Genomic DNA, 19,442 nt, shown 5'->3' with positions numbered 1-19,442 from the left:
TCGCCCCCAGGAGCCGCCCCCGCGCCGCACGACACCGTCCCCTCACGCGCCACCCCTCACCGTCGCCGGACCACGAACCGTGAAACCGTGGCCCATCCTGCCCCGAGGGCCGGGCTCACGACCGGCCCTCGACACACAAAACCCCGACCGCGACGCGGCCGGGGTGTGCTCGTTATGGGTTGTCGTGACTCACGAACCCGTGGGCACGGAGTCAGTCGCCTCCGTCCACAGATCCTGCTCGGCGCGATCCGCCTGGATCTGGCGGTACACGAGGAGCCCGCCGATGGCGGCCAGTGCGACCAGGAGAAGCTTCTTCACCGCGCGACCTCGTCTTTCCTTGACGTAGGGGACCTCTGGCGCCCGACTATACACACCGACCGATACCGATCGGTGACCTGCGTCGGCCCTCAACTCCCGTCCGGGCAACCGGGATAGAAGCGGAGGTCACCGCTCCGATCGGAGGGTGATCACACGCCGACGGACGGTTACTTTGACCGCCCTTCTCCTCTCTCCTCACATTTTCGCCCCTCTTGCGCCCATCCGAGTGGTGTTCATCTGAACATCGCGGCGCCACGGGCGTCGGTCCACCACTTCTCGCCCCACATACACATCATGAGGAAAGTACGCAAATCGCCCGACCCGAAAGTGAGGGGTTATGGCCCGGAACAAGGTCATGACGCTGTGGACCACCATCGTCGCCGCCTTCGTCGCGCTGTTCACGGCGCTCGGATTCATCACGACGACCGCCGCGGCGGCCGTACCGCAGGCCGAGCAGAAGCGCAACAGCGAGCGCATCCCGCAGCAGCGCACGACATCGGCGTCTCCCAGGACCCATGCGAAGGCCCTGCCCCCGACGATGAAACAGCGCATCCGCGCCGAGGCCCACGGCAAGACCCCTCGCTGCCGCCACCGCCCCCTCACGGACCCGCCGTCATCCGGCACCACCGACTGCACCGACGACGACACCGACGCGGACCCGTCGGCGAGCTATCTCGCTCCCCTGCAACGCTGAACCTCCGGCACATCCGCACGGCGATCCCGCGTACGAGCCCGGCAGCTCGACAGAGCCGCCGGGCTTCCTCATGCCCCGACGAACCCCTCCCGCACCGGAGACAGAGAAAACCCCCAACCGCTACCGGTTGGGGGTCATCATGCTGTGGGGCTGCCAGGATTTGAACCTGTGGCCTCATCCTTATCAGGTCGATCATGTGTGTCTGATCGCCTGCGTCATCCGGTGATGTCAGACATCAGCGGACCACTTGCCGGTTCTCGCCGCAGGCAGCATGGACCACCAACCAGGAGGTGCGCCCGCGCCCTACTCGTGGAACCTCCGTATGCCGTCGGCGCCGAGGACCTCGGAAGCCGTACGAAGGAAGTCCAGGTAAGCGTCGTAGGACTTCTCACGCTCCTTCTCCAGGAGCTCGATGGCATCGGAAGAGCAACTTCCCTGTTGCTCAAAAGCAAGGAGACAAATCATCACATGGCCTCTGAACTCGGCGAGCGCACCGCTGAGCTTCACAGTGATGCTGGTGATGGTGCGTGGTCCCTCCACAGCGACCTGAGCGTAGCGGTGTTCAAGGTCTGCATCGTTGGTAGCTACGGTTTCGTATGCTGCCCGAGCTTGTGTGATGTGCTCGGCCTTACGTGCTCCTTCCGCCCCTTCGGCCAGCGTGAGTGACATGCCCGCGTCGGTCAACAGGCTGTGGTCTCTCAGCGCAGCCTCTGCGTATGCCGTATAGGCGGTCTTCCTCGGCTCCCTGATGAAACGCGCGTACTCAGCGCTGAGCTGTGAACGGGCCTGAGACCGCGTCAGCAGTGCTGCGACAATTCCTGCCCCTCCGGTGCCTACCGCGCCGACAGTGGCGCCCAATACGGCTGCGAGTCCTGCATCCATGGTGAGTACCTTGGCTCGGTTTCGTTGTGTAGTGCGGGTGTTTGAAGGGATGGGACGTTGTGATGGGAGCTCCCCGCGCGCACCACTACCGGCCCGCGGTCGGGAACGGCGCCCCCTCCATCCCGGCGCCGGCCGATCCCCCGCCGGAGGCACTGTTCTGACCTGCGGGCATTGTGCGGTGAATGACTCATGGCTACCGGCCCTATCCACGCGTGGGCGCGCGTCGGCGTAGCGCGGGCGGAGCGGGTCCACCCGCCGAAATCGACAACGGCCCAAGGCCGTGCAGCGACCGCCCCGTACTGTCCCGGCCCCTGCACGACCTGTTCCGGAGCTGTGCCACCGTCGATGACGGTTCCGTGACTAGGAAGCCTGGAAAGTCCCTCCCCTGCTCCTGCTCCGTAGGCGCCCACCGCCCCAGCGAGGCGCCTGAAGGAGCCCACTACACCGTGAGCCTTCGGCTCTGCCTCGACGCCGCCGACTGCGCCTGCGGAGGCACTGGCAGGCTGGACGGCGGCTTCTAGGTCTGGGAGGGAGACATTCACCTGGCGGCCGACATGCGGTGTCCGCTCCACGCCACCTGACGCGACCCTGGCGGTTGATGTCAACCGTAGATGTCAAAAGACCCCCGGACCGATGATCCGGGGGTCTTCTCGCTGGTGGGGCTAACAGGATTTGAACCTGTGGCCTCATCCTTATCAGGGATGCGCTCTAACCAACTGAGCTATAGCCCCGCCGCGCTCTGCGGTGTGTGTCCCGCGCGCTGACTCCTGAAGATTAGCGCACGACATGGGCAGTCCCAAAATCGGTTGTCGGGACAACGACCGGACGACGTCAGGGCCACGTCAGAACGAGGTCAGAAAGACGTCAGAACGACGCCAGAACGACGTCGAAGGGGACGTCACTCGTCCTCGGCGAGCGTCAGCTCCACACCGCCGACGAAGCCCGCGGAGAGGTTGTAGATGAACGCGCCGAGCGTCGCGAGGGCCGTCGCCAGGACGACGTCGATGACCGCGATGATCGACGTGAACATCAGGACGTTGGGCAGCGACAGGAAAGCCTGCAGGTCGAAGCCGTTGGACTCGTTCGAGCCGGTCGCCTCGGAGATCGTGCCGCCGACGGTCGAGAACACTCCCATCGCGTCCATGACCATCCACAGCACCGCGGCCGCGACGATCGTGCAGATGCCCAGCGCGATGGAGAGCAGGAAGCTGACCTTCATCACCGACCACGGGTCGGCCTTGGACACCCGCAGGCGGGCCTTGCGAACGCGGGGCGTGGTGCGCGCACCCGTGCGGGGACGGCGCACCGCGGCGGCGCCACCAGCAGCAGCACCGGCACCGGCCGCCTGCTGGGCCGGGTAGGCCTGCGGCGGGTGGTACGGCCCGGCCGGCTGCTGTGCCTGTCGTTCGCCCGGCAGGGGGGAGGCCGCCTGCCCGGCGGTGCCCTGCTCCTGCGCGGCCGCCTTGGGCTGTGGCTGCGGCTGCGGCTGGGCGCCGGAGGCGGCCGGGCCCGCCTCGGCGGTCTGCGGGCCTCGGGTGTCCGTCACAGTTCCCCCCTGGGATCCATGCGAGTCAGCTGAGGGCGAGTCCTTGGCCGGGGACTTGATCGCCTTCAGGTTGGTCGTGTGCGGGTCCGCCGCACGCGCGGCGGAGCCACGGCCGCCGCCGTCCTCGTCCGTACCCTTGGAGGTACCGGTCGGTCCGGCGCCCGTGGCTCCGCTCACGCTGACTCACTCCTCGTGCTACTCGGCCGAGGGCGCCTCACCCTCGTCCGTGCCGGTGGTCGCGGCACCGTCGGCGGTCTCGTCGACGACCACATCGCCGTCGACCTCCTCCGCCTCGCGCCCCGCCTCGGCGTTGCGAGCGATGCCCACGACGGCATCGCGCTTGCCCAGATTGATCAGTTGGACGCCCATGGTGTCACGGCCGGTTTCCCTGATCTCGTTGACTCGCGTACGAATCACACCGCCCGACAGCGTGATGGCGAGGATCTCGTCGGTCTCCTCGACCACCAGCGCGCCGACGAGGGACCCACGGTCCTCGACGATCTTGGCGGCCTTGATGCCGAGGCCGCCGCGACCCTGGACGCGGTACTCGTCGACGTTGGTCCGCTTCGCGTACCCGCCGTCTGTGGCAGTGAACACGAACGTACCGGGTCGAACAACATTCATCGAGAGCAGCTCGTCGCCTTCGCGGAAGCTCATGCCCTTGACGCCCGAGGTGGCACGGCCCATGGGACGCAGGGTTTCGTCCGAGGCGGTGAACCTGATCGACTGTGCCTTCTTGCTGATCAGAAGCAGATCGTCGTCCGACGAAACCAGTTCGGCGCCGATCAGTTCATCGTCGGAACCGTCCTCCATCGAGCGGAGGTTGATGGCGATCACACCGCCGGAACGGGGCGAATCGTAATCCTTCAGAGGCGTCTTCTTCACCAGTCCGGCCTTGGTGGCGAGGACGAGGTAGGGAACCGCCTCGTAGTCACGGATCGCCAGGATCTCGGCGATCGCCTCGTCGGGCTGGAAGGCGAGCAGGTTCGCGACGTGCTGCCCGCGCGCGTCCCGGCCGGCGTCGGGCAGCTCGTAGCCCTTGACCCGGTAGACGCGGCCCTTGTTGGTGAAGAACAGCAGCCAGTGGTGCGTGGTGGACACGAAGAAGTGGTCGACGATGTCGTCTTCCTTGAGCTTCGTGCCCCGTACGCCCTTGCCGCCGCGCTTCTGGGCCCGGTAGTCGTCGGTCTTGGTGCGCTTGATGTAGCCGCCCCGGGTGACCGTGACGACGATGTCCTCCTCGGCGATCAGGTCCTCGATGGACATGTCGCCCTCGTAGGGGATCAGCTTCGTCTGACGGTCGTCGCCGTACTTCTCGACGATCGCGGCCAGTTCCTCGCTGACGATCCCGCGCTGACGGACCGGGCTGGCGAGGATCTCGTTGTACTCGTTGATCTTCGCCTGGAGCTCGTCGTGCTCCTGGACGATCTTCTGGCGTTCCAGGGCGGCCAGCCGGCGCAGCTGCATCTCGAGGATGGCGTTGGCCTGGATCTCGTCGATCTCCAGGAGGTCCATCAGGCCGTGGCGCGCGATCTCGACGGTGTCACTGCGCCGGATCAGCGCGATGACCTCGTCGATGGCGTCCAGGGCCTTCAGCAGGCCGCGTAGGATGTGCGCCCGCTCCTCGGCCTTGCGCAGCCGGAAGCGCGTACGGCGGACGATGACCTCGATCTGGTGCGTCACCCAGTGGCGGATGAACGCGTCGAGCGAGAGCGTGCGCGGCACGCCGTCCACCAGCGCCAGCATGTTGGCGCCGAAGTTCGTCTGCAGGTCGGTGTGCTTGTAGAGGTTGTTCAGGACGACCTTGGCGACCGCGTCCCGCTTCAGCACGATGACCAGGCGCTGGCCGGTGCGCGACGAGGTCTCGTCACGGACGTCCGCGATGCCGCCGATCTTGCCGTCCTTCACCAGGTCGGCAATCTTCTGGGCGAGATTGTCCGGGTTGACCTGGTACGGCAGTTCCGTGACCACCAGGCACTGGCGGTTCTGGATCTCCTCGACCTCGATGACCGCGCGCATGGTGATGGAGCCGCGGCCGGTGCGGTACGCCTCCTCGATGCCCTTGCGGCCGACGACGAGCGCGCCGGTCGGGAAGTCCGGGCCCTTGATGCGCTCGATCAGCGCGTCCAGGAGCTCCTCGTGCGAGGCCTCCGGGTTCTCCAGGTACCACTGGGCACCGGCCGCGACCTCGCGCAGGTTGTGCGGCGGGATGTTCGTCGCCATGCCGACCGCGATACCGGCCGAGCCGTTGATCAGCAGGTTCGGGAAGCGGGCCGGCAGGACGGTCGGCTCCTGGGAGCGGCCGTCGTAGTTGTCCGTGAAGTCGACGGTCTCCTCGTCGATGTCACGGACCATCTCCATCGACAGCGGCGCCATCTTGCACTCGGTGTAGCGCATGGCCGCCGCCGGGTCGTTGCCCGGAGAGCCGAAGTTGCCGTTGGAGTCGACGAGCGGCATGCGCATCGACCACGGCTGGGCGAGGCGCACGAGCGCGTCGTAGATCGAGGAGTCGCCGTGCGGGTGGTAGTTGCCCATGACGTCGCCGACGACGCGGGCGCACTTGTAGAAGCCGCGCTCGGGGCGGTAACCGCCGTCGTACATGGCGTACAGCACGCGGCGGTGGACGGGCTTGAGGCCGTCCCGGACGTCGGGCAGCGCACGCGAGACGATGACGGACATCGCGTAGTCGAGGTACGAGCGCTGCATCTCCGTCTCGAGCCCGACGGGCTCGACGCGCATCGCCAGGGCGTCACCCTCGGGCGTCGTGACGGGAGTGTTCTCGTCGGTCATTGCTGGTGAAGGTCCTTCCTGGTGCGGTCAGCTGAGACCGACTCAGATGTCGAGGAAGCGGACGTCCTTGGCGTTGCGCTGGATGAACGCGCGGCGGGCCTCGACGTCCTCGCCCATGAGGACCGAGAACAGGTCGTCGGCCTGGGCGGCGTCGTCGAGGGTGACCTGGCCGAGGACGCGGTGCTCCTGGTCCATGGTCGTGATGCGCAGTTCCTCGGCGTTCATCTCGCCGAGACCCTTGAAGCGCTGCACCGAGTCGTCCTTGATGCGCTTGCCGGCGTTGCGGCCCATCTCGATCAGGGCGTCGCGCTCGCGGTCGGAGTACGCGTACTCGAAGTCGTCCTTGCCCCACTTGATCTTGTAGAGCGGCGGACGGGACAGGTACACGTGCCCGGCCTCGACCAGGGGCCGCATGAAGCGGAACAGGAAGGTCAGCAGCAGGGTGTTGATGTGCTGGCCGTCGACGTCGGCGTCCGCCATCAGGATGATCTTGTGATAGCGGAGCTTCTCGATGTCGAAGTCCTCGTGGACCCCGGTGCCGAAGGCGGAGATCAGCGCCTGGATCTCCTGGTTCTGCAGGATCTTGTCGATCCGCGCCTTCTCGACGTTGAGGATCTTGCCGCGGATCGGGAGGATCGCCTGGTACTCCGGGTTGCGGCCGGACTTGGCCGAGCCGCCGGCGGAGTCACCCTCGACGATGAAGATCTCGCACTTGGTGGGGTCGTTCGACTGGCAGTCGCTCAGCTTGCCCGGGAGGGAAGCCGTCTCCAGCAGGCCCTTGCGGCGCGTCAGGTCGCGCGCCTTGCGGGCCGCCACACGCGCGGTGGCCGCCTGGATGCCCTTGCGGATGATGTCGACGGCCTCGTTGGGGTTCCTGTCGAGCCAGTCCGCGAGGTGCTCGTAGACGACCTTCTGGACGAAGGTCTTGGCCTCGGTGTTGCCCAGCTTGGTCTTGGTCTGGCCCTCGAACTGGGGCTCGCTCAGCTTGACCGAGATGATCGCGGTCAGACCCTCGCGGATGTCGTCGCCCGTGAGGTTGTCGTCCTTCTCGCGCAGCAGCCTCTTGTCGCGCGCGTACTTGTTGATCAGCGAGGTCAGCGCGGCCCGGAAGCCCTCTTCGTGCGTACCGCCCTCGTGGGTGTGGATGATGTTCGCGAAGGAGTACACGCCCTCGGTGTAGCCGCCGTTCCACTGCATGGCGATCTCGAGGGACAGGTGCTTGTCCTTGTCCTCGGCCTCCAGGTCGATGACGGTGGGGTGCACCGCCTCGCCCTTGCGGGAGTTGAGGTACTTCACGAAGTCGACGATGCCGCCCTCGTAGTGGTACGTGACGGCCTTGACCTCGGCCTTCTCGTCCGCCCCGGCCTCGTCGGCACCGGTCACGGCCTTCGCCGACTCGCGCTCGTCCGTGAGTTTGATGGTCAAACCCTTGTTGAGGAACGCCATCTCCTGGAAGCGCCGCGAGAGCGTCTCGAAGGAGTAGTCGGTGGTCTCGAAGATGTCGCCGTCGGCCCAGAAGGTGACCGAGGTGCCGGTCTCCTCGATGGCCTCGTGCTGGGCGAGCGGCGCCGTCGGAACGCCCATCTTGTATTCCTGCGTCCAGCGGTGGCCGTCGGTCCTGACCTCGACGGAGACCTTGCTGGACAGGGCGTTCACGACCGAGACGCCGACGCCGTGCAGACCACCGGAGACCGCGTAGCCGCCGCCGCCGAACTTGCCGCCCGCGTGCAGCACGGTCAGCACGACCTCGACGGCCGGCTTGCCCTCGGACGGGACGATGCCCACCGGGATGCCACGGCCGTTGTCGACGACCCGGACGCCGCCGTCGGCGAGGATCGTCACGTCGATGGTGTCCGCGTGACCGGCCAGCGCCTCGTCGACCGAGTTGTCGACGACCTCGTACACGAGGTGGTGCAGCCCTCGCTCACCGGTCGAGCCGATGTACATGCCGGGTCGCTTGCGGACCGCGTCCAGACCCTCGAGGACGGTGATGGCACTGGCGTCGTACGAAGCAGTGGCTGAGGCCTCGGCGACTCCGGCCATGGCCTCGACGGACGGATTGTTCTCGTTGGGGTTGCCGGAATCGGCCACGAAGCGCCCTTTCTGGCACAGCACGAGCCAGGCTCGTCGGCGGGTTGCCGGAGCGGCTGCGGCATGTTGCGTTGGTAAGCCTTGATCAGCGTTGCTCAGCTTTTCCCGGACGGTCCCCAGCGAGTGGGGCGGGATTGCCTCCAGTCTACCGGTAGCACTGACACTGATGGGGGTTTGCCGGTACCTGAGTCCGCATGTGCCGCCCTCAACCGGTCTTCCCCGACTCCCGATATGCGGATGGGGGCTCCAAGAGGCTCACGGAGCCACTCAGCGCTTCCGGCCGTCAACCCTTGGCTACTTCGGAGTCAGGTCGCGATTCGCAACCGTGTGCGGTGCCATGACGGGAGGACTCAGCCGGTCACCACGGGCCCGAAAGACGTGACGTAAGTCACCTGTAGGAGTCGCCGGGACCACTGCTTCCCGGGGCCCGCAACGGGCCGAAACGGCGGGCCGGCCCACCGGGACCCAGGACCTTGATCTGCCGCACCGTGCCATGACCCAGGTCCTCGTTGAGACGCGCGACCAGACTGGGAGCAAGACGGCGCACCTCGGTCGCCCAGACCGGAGACTCGCACTGCACGATCAGGACCCGCTCGTCCTCGTCATACCTCTGAGGGGTGCAGTGATCGGCCAGCTTCTCACCGACGATCTGCGGCCAGCGGCCCATCACGCCACCCACCGCCGCCGGCGCCTCCCAGCCGCGCTCGGTGATCAGCCGGTTGATCGCCGAACCGAGCGCCATGGGATCGCGGCCGTCGGCCCGCGCCCCCGAACGCAGCCCGCCACGGCGTGCCTGCTTCTTCTGCCGCGCCGCGTCGCCACGCGCGCGTGCGGCCTCCTTGGCCGCGCGCAGCGCCACTCGCGCGAGATCGACACCGGAAGGCTCGGGGGAGTTGTTCGGCTCCTGATCGCTCATACGCGCTCCACCGCCCCCTCGGACACCGCGTACCGCGCCCCCGACAGCACATGCGGCACGTCATCGTCGACGGCGGCCGTCACCAGGACCTGCTCACCGGGCGCCACCAGCTCGGCCAGACGCTCACGACGGCGGGCGTCCAGCTCTGCGAAGACGTCGTCGAGCACCAGCACCGGTTCATTGCCCTCCGCGCGCAGCAGGTCGTAGGAGGCCAGGCGCAACGCCAGCGCGTAGGACCAGGACTCACCGTGCGACGCATAACCCTTCGCGGGCAGCCGGCCCAGCTTGAGCTGGAGATCGTCCCGGTGCGGGCCCACCAGCGTGACCCCCCGCTCGATCTCCTGCTTGCGGGCCTCGGCGAGCGCGGCCGTCAACTGCTCGAACAGATCCTCACGCGTATGCGCCTCACCCGGCGCCGACGGCTTGTACTCCAGGGCGACCGGCCCACCCCCCGGGGCCAGTTGCTCATAGGCCTTGTCGGCCAGCGGCTGGATCATGGCGATCAGATCAAGCCGCTGGGCGAGCAGTTCGGCGCCCGCCCGCGCGAGGTGCTGGTCCCATACGTCCAAGGTGGACATGTCCATGGAACGCCCGCCGTGCCGACGAGCCAGCGCGGCCGACTTCAACAGCGTGTTGCGCTGCTTGAGGACCCGGTCGTAGTCGGAACGGACCCCGGCCATACGCGGCGAGCGGGCGGTGATCAGCTCGTCGAGGAAGCGCCGCCGCTCCCCGGGGTCGCCCTTCACCAGGGCGAGGTCCTCCGGAGCGAACAGCACCGTCCGTACGATCCCCAGCACGTCACGCGGCCTGACCTGCGAGGACCTGTTGATACGGGCCCGGTTGGCACGCCCCGGGTTCAGCTCCAGCTCAACCAGCTGCTGCCGGTCACCCTGCCGGACCTGGGCCCGGATGATCGCGCGCTCGGCGCCCATGCGGACCAGCGGGGCGTCGGAGGAGACCCGGTGGCTCCCGAGGGTGGCCAGATAACCGACGGCCTCGACCAGATTGGTCTTGCCCTGCCCGTTCGGGCCGACGAAGGCCGTCACCCCCGGGTCGAGCGGGACCTCCACCCGGGGATAGGAGCGGAAGTCGGCCAGCGACAGATGCGTGACGTGCATGGTCGTTTCGCCGACCTCCCAAGCCCTCGGACGGTGCTTACTTCGTCTCGACCGCGTGGCCGCCGAACTGGTTCCGCAGCGCCGCGATCATCTTCATCTGGGGCGAGTCCTCCTGCCGGGAGGCGAACCGCGCGAACAGCGACGCGGTGATCGCCGGCAGCGGCACCGCGTGGTCGATCGCGGCCTCCACAGTCCAGCGTCCCTCGCCCGAGTCCTGTGCAAAACCCCGGAGCTTGTCCAGGTGCTCGTCCTCGTCGAGCGCGTTGACCGCGAGGTCGAGCAGCCAGGAACGGATGACCGTGCCCTCCTGCCAGGAGCGGAAGACCTCCCGGACGTCGGTCACCGAGTCGACCTTCTCCAGCAGCTCCCAGCCCTCGGCGTAAGCCTGCATCATCGCGTACTCGATGCCGTTGTGGACCATCTTCGCGAAGTGGCCCGCGCCGACCTTGCCGGCGTGCACCGCCCCGAAGTCACCCTCCGGCTTGAGGGCGTCGAAGACCGGCTGCACCTTGGCGACGTCCTCCTTGTCGCCGCCGTACATCAGCGCGTAGCCGTTCTCCAGGCCCCAGACGCCGCCGGAGACACCACAGTCGACGAAACCGATGCCCTTGGCCGCCAGCTCCCCCGCGTGCTTCTCGTCGTCCGTCCAGCGGGAGTTGCCGCCGTCCACGACGACATCACCGGGCTCCAGCAGTTCGGCGAGCTCGTCGATGGTGGACTGCGTGGCCTCGCCGGCCGGGACCATCACCCAGACCACACGCGGGCCGCTGAGCTTGCCCACAAGCTCCCGCAGGCTGTGGACATCGGCGAGGTCCGGGTTGCGGTCGTATCCCAAGACGGTGTGGCCGGCGCGGCGTATGCGCTCGCGCATGTTGCCGCCCATCTTGCCGAGGCCGACGAGACCGAGCTCCATCAGTTGTGTTCCTTAGGTGTGCGGGTGTCCGACGTGGCGTTTCGGCACTCACGTGCCGCGTCCGAGCCTAAACCCGGACGCTCGCGCACATCTGTGGGCATACGCGCTCATGCGCACGCCCTCACCTGCGGGTTTGTCCTCAGCCTGTGGACAACCGCCCGCGTTCCCCAGCCTCAGCCGCTCAGCCGCACCGGCATGATCAGGTACTTGTAGGCCTCGTCCGCCTCGGCGTCCAGCGCCGGCTTGCCGCTGAGCAGCGCCGGCTTCGTGGACGTCGTGAACGACAGCTGGGCCACCGGGGAGTCGATGGCGCTCAGGCCGTCCAGCAGGAACGTCGGGTTGAAGGCGATGGAGATGTCGTCGCCGTCGAGCTGCGCGTCCACCCTTTCCACAGCCTGTGCGTCGTCGCTGGAACCCGCCTCCAGGATGAGCACGCCCTGCTCGAAGCTGAGCCGCACCGGGGTGTTGCGCTCGGCGACCAGGGCCACGCGCTTGACGGCCTCCACGAACGGGGCGGTCTCGATGACGGCGACGCTGTTGAACTCCGTCGGGAACAGCGTCCGGTACTTCGGGAGGTCACCCTCCAGCAGACGGGTCGTCGTACGGCGGCCGGCGCCCTCGAAACCGATCAGGCCCTCGCCCGAGCCGGAGCCGGACAGCGCCAGGATCACCTGGTCGCCGCTCGTCAGAGCCTTGGCGGTGTCCAGGAGCGTCTTCGCGGGCACCAGGGCGACCGCGGAGGCCTCCGGGTTCTCCGGCTTCCACAGGAACTCGCGGACCGCGAAGCGGTAGCGGTCGGTGGACGCCAGCGTGACGGTGTCGCCCTCGATCTCGATGCGCACACCCGTGAGGACGGGCAGCGTGTCGTCGCGGCCGGCCGCGATGGCCACCTGGGCGGCCGCGGAGGCGAAGACCTCACCGGGGACGGTGCCCGTGGCGTTCGGCATCTGCGGCAGGGCCGGGTACTCCTCCACAGGCAGTGTGTGCAGCGTGAACCGGGAGGAGCCGCAGACCACGGTCGCCCGTACACCGTCTGTGGAGATCTCCACCGGGCGGTTGGGGAGGGCGCGGCAGATGTCGGCGAGCAGCCGGCCGGAGACCAGGACCGTGCCCTCCTCGTCGACCTCGGCCTCCACCGACACGCGTGCCGAGACCTCGTAGTCGAAGCTGGACAGGCTCAGCTGGCCGTCCTCGGCCTTCAGCAGCAGGCCGGCGAGGACAGGCGCCGGCGGACGGGCCGGGAGGCTGCGTGCCGCCCAGGCCACTGCCTCCGCGAGTACGTCGCGTTCCACCCGGATCTTCACTGTTGCCGCCTCCTGCTGTTGCCGGCGCTTCTCGCTCTGCCTGGCCCTCGTCGTCTGTCTCGGTGCCGACGGTCCCTGTGAGGGGGAGGACACCGGGGACCAGTCTGACGCACCGCACTGACAGTAGGTGCCTCTCGGGGTCAAGTCGTGACGAGGGGCGGCCGGGCACCGGAGAGCGAGTTGTGCACAGGACCCGCTTCGAAACGAATTCCCAGCTCTCTCTAGTTGGGAGTAGTAGTAGGGCCTGTGGATACCGTGGATAACCGCGTTTGCCCAGCTCAGAGCGGAAATTTTGTCCACGGGGCCTGTGGGTGGCGGCGGTGGACAACTCGGGGTCTCTGTGGAGAACGGAAAGTTCTGCACACCCCGTGCACAGGGGGAGGCGAGTTCTCCCCAGCGCTGTCCCCAGCTTTACCCAGCTTTCCCACAGCCCAACCCGGCAGCTTTGTGTGACGCCTTTCACTCGACACGGTGAGGAGGCGCGTCGTGTTGCCGAACAGTGGACAGCCATGTGGAGAAGCTGGGGATCGCTGGGGACAACCGACCCCAGCCTGTGGGTTGCCGGTGGACAACTCGGTGCACAGTCTGTGGATCAATCCTCCGTCCACAGTCTGTGGAGAATCTTCGTCCACGAATCCACATGCCGGTGACCTGGTCTGATGGTCCTTCAACAACGCTGCCTGTGGATACAGTCTGGACAACTTCGCAGTCCCCAGGATGTGGACGGGAAAAAGCCACCGAATCTGTGGAGAGTGGCCGTAACCCCGCAGGTAATCGAACAGCCGGCATCCGCGACATGACGAAGGGCGCCCCGGAGGAGGTCTCCGGGGCGCCCTCAGTGGCCTGCTGCGGTGGCCGTCAGCCGTTCTTGATGCGGTTGGTCAGCTCGGTGACCTGGTTGTAGATGGAGCGGCGCTCGGCCATCAGGTTGCGGATCTTGCGGTCCGCGTGCATGACCGTCGTGTGGTCGCGGCCGCCGAACAGCGCGCCGATCTTCGGCAGTGACAGGTCCGTGAGCTCGCGGCACAGGTACATGGCGATCTGCCGGGCCGTGACGAGCTGGCGGCCGCGTGAGCTGCCGCACAGGTCCTCGACGGTGAGACCGAAGTAGTCGGCGGTCGCGCTCATGATGGCCGTCGAGGTGATCTCGGGCGTCGCGTCGTCGCCACCGGGGATCAGGTCCTTCAGGACGATCTCCGTCAGACCCAGGTCCACCGGCTGCCGGTTCAGGGAGGCGAACGCCGTGACCCGGATCAGTGCGCCCTCGAGTTCGCGGATGTTGCGGGAGATCCGGGACGCGATGAACTCCAGGACCTCCGGCGGGGCGTTCAGCTGCTCCTGCACCGCCTTCTTGCGGAGGATCGCGATCCGGGTCTCCAGCTCCGGCGGCTGGACGTCGGTGATCAGACCCCACTCGAAACGGTTCCGCAGCCGGTCCTCCAGTGTGACCAGCTGCTTGGGCGGCCGGTCGCTGGAGAGCACGATCTGCTTGTTGGCGTTGTGGAGCGTATTGAAGGTGTGGAAGAACTCCTCCTGCGTCGACTCCTTGTCCGCCAGGAACTGGATGTCGTCGACGAGCAGGATGTCCATCTCGCGGTAGCGCTTGCGGAAGCTGTCGCCCTTGCCGTCGCGGATGGAGTTGATGAACTCGTTGGTGAACTCCTCCGAGCTCACGTACCGCACGCGGGTGCCCGGGTAGAGGCTGCGCGCGTAGTGCCCGATCGCGTGCAGCAGGTGCGTTTTGCCGAGCCCGGACTCCCCGTAGATGAACAAGGGGTTGTACGCCTTCGCCGGTGCCTCGGCGACGGCGACCGCGGCCGCGTGCGCGAAGCGGTTGGAGGCGCCGATGACGAATGTGTCGAAGAGGTACTTCGGGTTCAGCCGCGCGGTGGGCTCACCCGGGCCGGTCGCCGGCGCGGGCTGCGCGGCCAGCGGGCCGGGCGCACCGGTCGTGGGCAGGTTCGGCCCGACGGGGCCGCCGCGGTGCACGTGCCCCGAGCCGGGCGGCGGCTCGGGGAGTTCCCGGCGGACGGGGTCGCGCTGGTCGTACTCGGCGCGAGACGTTTCGTAGTCGGAGCGCGGCGGCTCGTAGGAAGGGCGCTCCATGGACTGCGGGCGGTAGTCCTGGGAGGGGGTGCCGTAGGAGTCCTGGGCGGACGAGCCGTAGGAGTCCTGTGATCCGCGGGGGCCGTACGAGTCCTGGGAGCCGTGGGAGCCGTGGGAGCTGTGGGAGCCGTACGAGTCAGGAGTGCTGTAGGAGTCCTGTGAGCCGTAGGTGTCCTGGTTCGGTGACGCGTACGGGTCACGCTCGGGGAAGCCGAGGCGCTGCTGCTGCCAGCCGTAATCGTCCTGCGTCGGCCGCGGCCAGGAGCCGGGTTCGGGGCGCTGGTACTCGGACGGGTAGGCGGGGCGGGCGGTGGGCAGTTGATCTCCGCGCGTAGGCGGGTGCTGGTCGCCGGCCGTTCCCGGCAGGGGGTCGGCGCGATGGCGGCCGTACCCCTCGTAGCCGTCGCGGTCCTGGCGCTCGTAGCTGTCGCGTTCCTGGCGCGCGGCCGGGATCTCGGGCTCCTCGTAGCGCGGCTGGGGCCGGGCCGGGGTGGCCGGGGGCTCGCCCGCGGAGTCGTCGACGGTGATCGCGATCCGGATCGGGCGGCCGCACTCGCGGCTCAGCGTCTCGCTGACGATGGGCGCCAGGCGTCCCTCGAGTACGCCCTTCGCGAATTCGTTCGGTACGGCGAGCAGGGCGGTGTCCGCGACCAGCGCCAGCGGCTGGCAGCGCCGGATCCAGTGCTCGTCCTTGGTCTCGACTCCCTGGCCGCGGCCTTCTCCGAGGAGTTGCTCCAGTACGCGTGGCCACACTGCGGCAAGATCGGCAGGTACGTCAGCCACAGGGCACGCTCTCTCACAGGTCCCACGAACGTGTGGTTCTGGGACGGGTCGGGATGTCATCCGGGTGGCGGGAGCAAACCCGCTGGGGCAGGGACAAGGGAACGAATCGGAGTTCCGTCACGGTAGTCAGGGCGGCCGGTAGGGTTCAAGTTGTTGTCCCCAGCCTGTGGACAAGTGTCTCCCGGCGACTCCTGGTTTGACCGGATGGCGTAGCCGCGCGTACCGTAACCAGGTCGAGTTGTCGATGGCTGCTGCCGCCTGCCTCCGATGGGCACAGATCATTTGGGTGATCGGTCAGCGGTGCACTCGGGCGTAACTGCGAGCTACTCGTGGGCGCACGGTGACAGCCAGGACGGCACCCCGCAACTACCGATTTCTTCTGGAGCCCCCGAGTGAGCAAGCGCACCTTCCAGCCGAACAACCGTCGTCGCGCGAAGACCCACGGCTTCCGCCTGCGGATGCGCACCCGTGCCGGCCGCGCGATTCTCGCGAACCGCCGCAGCAAGGGTCGCGCCAGCCTGTCCGCCTGATTCCGATCAGGTCATGACGTCGTGCTGCCTACCGAGCATCGGCTGAGGCGGCGCGAGGACTTCGCGACCGCGGTACGGCGAGGACGTCGGGCAGGACGCCCGCTCCTCGTCGTCCATCTTCGAAGCGGTGCCACGGACCCGCATGTGCCTGGGGAGAGCGCTCCCCCGACGCGTGCGGGTTTCGTCGTGAGCAAGGCGGTGGGCGGCGCGGTCGTACGCAACAAAGTCAAGCGCAGGCTTCGCCACCTGATGCGCGAGCGAGTCGCCCAGCTGCCCCCCGGTAGCCTGGTAGTCGTACGAGCGCTGCCCGGATCGGGCGACGCCGACCACGCACAGCTGGCCCGAGACCTGGATGCCGCTCTCCAGCGGTTGCTGGGAGGGGGCGCGCGATGAAGTACCCGCTGCTGGCTCTGATCAAGCTCTACCAGTGGACGATCAGTCCGCTGCTGGGGCCGGTCTGCAAGTACTACCCGTCGTGTTCCCACTACGGCTACACGGCCATCGACCGGCACGGTGCCATCAAGGGAACGGCACTCACGGCCTGGCGCATCCTGCGGTGCAATCCGTGGTCGCTGGGTGGTGTGGACCATGTCCCGCCGCGTAAGCGCCCGCGGTGGCACGAAATGCTGCGTAACGCGTGGCGTGCACGCAAGGGCGGGCCCTCCGCCGCCGAACCGGCCACCGAGGGACAGACTTCTCCCACAAGTCAGTCCAGTCCTTCGAGCCCGGCCGCAGAGACACCGTCCCATGCCCAAGGAGCATGATTAGTGGACACGATTGCCAGCCTCTTCAGCTTTATCACCACACCCGTCTCCTGGGTCATCGTCCAGTTCCACTCGGTGTACGGCGCCATCTTCGGCCCTGACACCGGCTGGGCCTGGGGCCTGTCGATCGTGTCCCTGGTGATCCTCATCCGTATCTGCCTCATTCCGCTCTTCGTGAAGCAGATCAAGTCGACTCGGGCCATGCAGACGCTGCAGCCCGAGATGAAGAAGATCCAAGAGCGCTACAAGAACGACAAGCAGCGTCAGTCCGAAGAGATGATGAAGCTGTACAAGGAGACGGGCACCAACCCGCTCTCCTCGTGCCTTCCCATCCTGGCTCAGTCGCCGTTCTTCTTCGCCCTGTACCACGTGCTCAACGGCATCGCGACGGGCGACACCATCGGCGTGATCAACCAGAGCCTGCTGCAGAGCGCGCAGAAGGCGCACATCGTCGGGGCTCCGCTGGCCGCGAAGTTCACGGACAGCTCCTCGAAGGTGGAGGCGCTCGGTGCCTCCCTCACCGATGTCCGCGTGGTCACCGCCATCATGATCGTCCTGATGTCGGCCTCGCAGTTCTTCACCCAGCGCCAGCTGATGACGAAGAACGTCGACACCACGGTGAAGACGCCGTTCATGCAGCAGCAGAAGATGCTGATGTACGTCTTCCCGGTCATGTTCGCCGTCTTCGGTATCAACTTCCCCGTCGGTGTCCTCGTCTACTGGCTGACCACCAACGTGTGGACCATGGGCCAGCAGATGTACGTGATCCGCAACAACCCGACTCCGGGTTCCAAGGCGCAGGCCGCGTACCTGGAGCGCCTGGTCCAGCACGTCACGCAGCACGACAAGGTCGGCCGGCGCCGTGACCGGGTCATCGTCAAGGCGATCGTCGCCAAGGGACGCGACCGCAACGAGTTCGAGCGCAAGTTCATCAACGGCCTCAGCAAGGCGGGCCTCGCCGCCCAGGCCGACGGCACGGTGATCAAGAGCGAAACCGCAGCCGCCGCCCAGGCCGAGGACGGTACGCCGGCCACCGCCGCCCCGAAGCGTCAGCAGCCCAAGCGGCAGAGCAAGTCGCAGCGCCAGCACTCCGGTGCCGGTGGCGCGAAGGCGGCCGGTGAGCACGAGCCGAAGACGTCGCTGAGCAAGTCCGACGAGCCCGAGGACGCCAAGCCCGCCGCCGCTGCCCAGAAGGGCGGAGCGAAGCCCGCCGGCGGTACCCGCAGCAAGGCCCAGTCCGGACAGCGCAAGGGTCCGCAGCGGCCCAAGTCCCCGTCCAAGAAGTAAGAAGGAGTCCATCCCGTGACGGAAGGCACCACCTCCGCCGCTGCCGAGGGTGCAGACACCCTGACTCGCCTGGAGCAGGAAGGCGAGATCGCGGCGGACTACCTGGAGGGTCTGCTCGACATCGCCGACCTCGACGGCGACATCGACATGGACGTCGAGGCCGACCGCGCCTCCGTCTCGATCATCAGCGACGCGGGCGGCCGTGACCTGCAGAAGCTGGTCGGCCGTGACGGCGAGGTGCTGGAGGCGCTCCAGGAGCTCACTCGCCTGGCCGTGCACCGGGAGACCGGTGATCGCAGCCGTCTGATGCTCGACATCGCGGGGTACCGCGCCAAGAAGCGCGCCGAGCTGTCCGAGCTGGGTGCCAAGGCCGCCGCCGAGGCCAAGAGCAGCGGTGAGGCCGTGAAGCTGAAGCCGATGACGCCGTTCGAGCGCAAGGTGGTGCACGACGCGGTGAAGGCCGCGGGGCTGCGCAGCGAGTCCGAGGGCGAGGAGCCGCAGCGCTTCGTCGTCGTGCTGCCTGCCTGACCGGCTCTACGTTTTCCGGCCCCGTCTGTTGCGCAGGCGGGGCCGAAGTTTGTCAGCCTTGATAGTTCTGGTGGTTCTGGTGTCGGCGCTGGGTGCGCTGACGCGGTACGGAAGGACGGTCCCCCGTGACGGAGGCAGCGGAGCTTCCCCCCGCGCCCGAGCAGGCGCGCGAGGTGTTCGGCGATCGCTTCGCGGATGCGGTGCGGTACGCCGAGCTGCTCGCTGAGGCAGGCGTGCAGCGCGGCCTCATCGGCCCGCGTGAAGTACCGCGCCTGTGGGAGCGGCACCTGCTGAACTGCGCGGTGCTCTCGGAGGTCGTGCCCGAGGGGGTGACCGTGTGCGATGTGGGCTCCGGTGCCGGGCTCCCCGGCATTCCGCTCGCGTTGGTTCGGGAGGATCTGAAGATCACGCTGCTGGAGCCGTTGCTGCGACGCACCAACTTCCTCACCGAGGTCGTGGAGCTGCTCGGCCTCGATCACGTGACCGTGGTGCGTGGCCGGGCCGAGGAGGTCATGGGGAAGATCCATCCCGTCCACGTCGTGACGGCCCGTGCCGTCGCACCCCTCGATCGTCTCGCCACCTGGGGCATCCCGCTGCTGCGGCCCTACGGGGAGATGCTCGCCCTCAAGGGCGACACCGCCGAGGAAGAGCTGAAGAGCGCGTCGGCGGCCCTGAGCAAGCTGGGTGCGGTCGAGACGTCCATCCTGCATGTCGGGGAGGGTGTGGTGGATCCGATGTCCACGGTCGTACGGGTCGAGGTCGGGGAGAGCCCCGGCGGTGTGCGCTTCGCCGCGAAGCGCGCCAAGGCCGCTCGCACGGGGCGTGCGCGCCGGCGACGCTGATCCGTCCTGCGGACGAGACGTACTCCACAC

At 67.7% G+C, this 19,442-nt stretch carries 17 protein-coding genes and 1 tRNA gene; 7 read left to right on the top strand and 11 right to left on the bottom strand.

The annotated features are described in order from the left end of the window. Positions 1 to 189: 189 nt before the first annotated feature. The gene (locus tag ABZ016_RS31010; RefSeq protein ID WP_003999697.1) at positions 190 to 318 is read right to left on the bottom strand and encodes a DLW-39 family protein; all 129 of its coding nucleotides are present in this window, start codon (positions 316 to 318) and stop codon (positions 190 to 192) included. 337 nt (positions 319 to 655) lie between these two features. On the opposite strand from ABZ016_RS31010, the gene ABZ016_RS31005 reads away from it, so the two are divergent. Further along, the gene (locus ABZ016_RS31005) at positions 656 to 1,012 is read left to right on the top strand and encodes a DUF6344 domain-containing protein (protein ID WP_356920009.1); all 357 of its coding nucleotides are present in this window, start codon (positions 656 to 658) and stop codon (positions 1,010 to 1,012) included. Between the two features lie 303 nt (positions 1,013 to 1,315). On the opposite strand, the gene ABZ016_RS31000 is transcribed toward ABZ016_RS31005, so the two are convergent. The 10 genes from ABZ016_RS31000 to dnaA form a co-directional block, all read right to left on the bottom strand. Then, the gene (locus tag ABZ016_RS31000) at positions 1,316 to 1,894 is read right to left on the bottom strand and encodes a hypothetical protein (protein WP_356920008.1); all 579 of its coding nucleotides are present in this window, start codon (positions 1,892 to 1,894) and stop codon (positions 1,316 to 1,318) included. A 654-nt stretch (positions 1,895 to 2,548) separates the two neighbouring features. Then, positions 2,549 to 2,625: transfer RNA gene (locus ABZ016_RS30995), tRNA-Ile, on the bottom strand. A 167-nt stretch (positions 2,626 to 2,792) separates the two neighbouring features. Further along, positions 2,793 to 3,617 (bottom strand): DUF3566 domain-containing protein, encoded by an 825-nt coding sequence (locus ABZ016_RS30990; RefSeq protein WP_356920007.1) that lies wholly within the window; start codon positions 3,615 to 3,617, stop codon positions 2,793 to 2,795. Positions 3,618 to 3,635: 18 nt separating this feature from the next. Beyond that, positions 3,636 to 6,230 carry a DNA gyrase subunit A gene (gyrA, locus tag ABZ016_RS30985; protein ID WP_356920006.1) on the bottom strand — a complete coding sequence of 865 codons (2,595 nt, stop codon included), beginning with the start codon at positions 6,228 to 6,230 and terminating at the stop codon, positions 3,636 to 3,638. 42 nt (positions 6,231 to 6,272) lie between these two features. Beyond that, positions 6,273 to 8,321 carry a DNA topoisomerase (ATP-hydrolyzing) subunit B gene (gene gyrB, locus ABZ016_RS30980; protein ID WP_356920005.1) on the bottom strand — a complete coding sequence of 683 codons (2,049 nt, stop codon included), beginning with the start codon at positions 8,319 to 8,321 and terminating at the stop codon, positions 6,273 to 6,275. 388 nt (positions 8,322 to 8,709) lie between these two features. After that, positions 8,710 to 9,237, bottom strand: a complete 528-nt coding sequence (locus ABZ016_RS30975; RefSeq protein ID WP_356920004.1) for a DciA family protein — start codon at positions 9,235 to 9,237, stop codon at positions 8,710 to 8,712. Then, complete coding sequence (gene recF / locus ABZ016_RS30970; protein ID WP_356920003.1) at positions 9,234 to 10,355, bottom strand: DNA replication/repair protein RecF; 1,122 nt, start codon at positions 10,353 to 10,355, stop codon at positions 9,234 to 9,236. Before recF ends, ABZ016_RS30975 begins: the two co-directional genes overlap by 4 nt. A gap of 37 nt (positions 10,356 to 10,392) precedes the next feature. Beyond that, positions 10,393 to 11,268, bottom strand: coding sequence for a phosphogluconate dehydrogenase (NAD(+)-dependent, decarboxylating) (gene gnd, locus ABZ016_RS30965; protein ID WP_356920002.1), 876 nt, complete (start codon positions 11,266 to 11,268; stop codon positions 10,393 to 10,395). Positions 11,269 to 11,441: 173 nt separating this feature from the next. Continuing rightward, positions 11,442 to 12,572, bottom strand: a complete 1,131-nt coding sequence (dnaN, locus tag ABZ016_RS30960; RefSeq protein WP_356920001.1) for a DNA polymerase III subunit beta — start codon at positions 12,570 to 12,572, stop codon at positions 11,442 to 11,444. An 858-nt stretch (positions 12,573 to 13,430) separates the two neighbouring features. After that, positions 13,431 to 15,461 (bottom strand): chromosomal replication initiator protein DnaA, encoded by a 2,031-nt coding sequence (dnaA, locus tag ABZ016_RS30955; RefSeq protein ID WP_356920000.1) that lies wholly within the window; start codon positions 15,459 to 15,461, stop codon positions 13,431 to 13,433. Between the two features lie 392 nt (positions 15,462 to 15,853). Between dnaA and rpmH the strand changes: the two genes are divergently transcribed. The 6 genes from rpmH to rsmG all read left to right on the top strand — a co-directional run bounded on the left by rpmH (position 15,854) and on the right by rsmG (position 19,412). Then, a complete protein-coding gene (gene rpmH, locus ABZ016_RS30950; protein WP_005482975.1) occupies positions 15,854 to 15,991 on the top strand; it encodes a 50S ribosomal protein L34 in 138 nt (45 codons plus the stop codon). Positions 15,992 to 16,012: 21 nt separating this feature from the next. After that, positions 16,013 to 16,384: a ribonuclease P protein component gene (gene rnpA / locus ABZ016_RS30945; RefSeq protein WP_003991512.1), complete on the top strand. Its 372-nt coding sequence runs from the start codon at positions 16,013 to 16,015 to the stop codon at positions 16,382 to 16,384. After that, the gene (gene yidD, locus ABZ016_RS30940) at positions 16,381 to 16,755 is read left to right on the top strand and encodes a membrane protein insertion efficiency factor YidD (RefSeq protein ID WP_356919999.1); all 375 of its coding nucleotides are present in this window, start codon (positions 16,381 to 16,383) and stop codon (positions 16,753 to 16,755) included. The genes rnpA and yidD overlap by 4 nt, the downstream gene beginning before the upstream one ends. Before the next feature lie 3 nt (positions 16,756 to 16,758). Further along, a complete protein-coding gene (gene yidC / locus ABZ016_RS30935) occupies positions 16,759 to 18,042 on the top strand; it encodes a membrane protein insertase YidC (protein ID WP_356919998.1) in 1,284 nt (427 codons plus the stop codon). 15 nt (positions 18,043 to 18,057) lie between these two features. Next, entirely contained in the window at positions 18,058 to 18,570 is a 513-nt protein-coding gene (locus ABZ016_RS30930) for a R3H domain-containing nucleic acid-binding protein (RefSeq protein WP_356919997.1), read from the top strand. A gap of 125 nt (positions 18,571 to 18,695) precedes the next feature. Next, positions 18,696 to 19,412, top strand: coding sequence for a 16S rRNA (guanine(527)-N(7))-methyltransferase RsmG (gene rsmG, locus ABZ016_RS30925; RefSeq protein ID WP_356919996.1), 717 nt, complete (start codon positions 18,696 to 18,698; stop codon positions 19,410 to 19,412). The last annotated feature ends 30 nt before the right edge of the window (positions 19,413 to 19,442 follow it).

It is taken from the genome of Streptomyces sp. NPDC006372, assembly GCF_040612515.1.
Taxonomy (GTDB): domain Bacteria; phylum Actinomycetota; class Actinomycetes; order Streptomycetales; family Streptomycetaceae; genus Streptomyces.
Note: the sequence above shows the minus strand (reverse complement) of the source record. Positions and strands in the feature narration are given on the sequence as shown.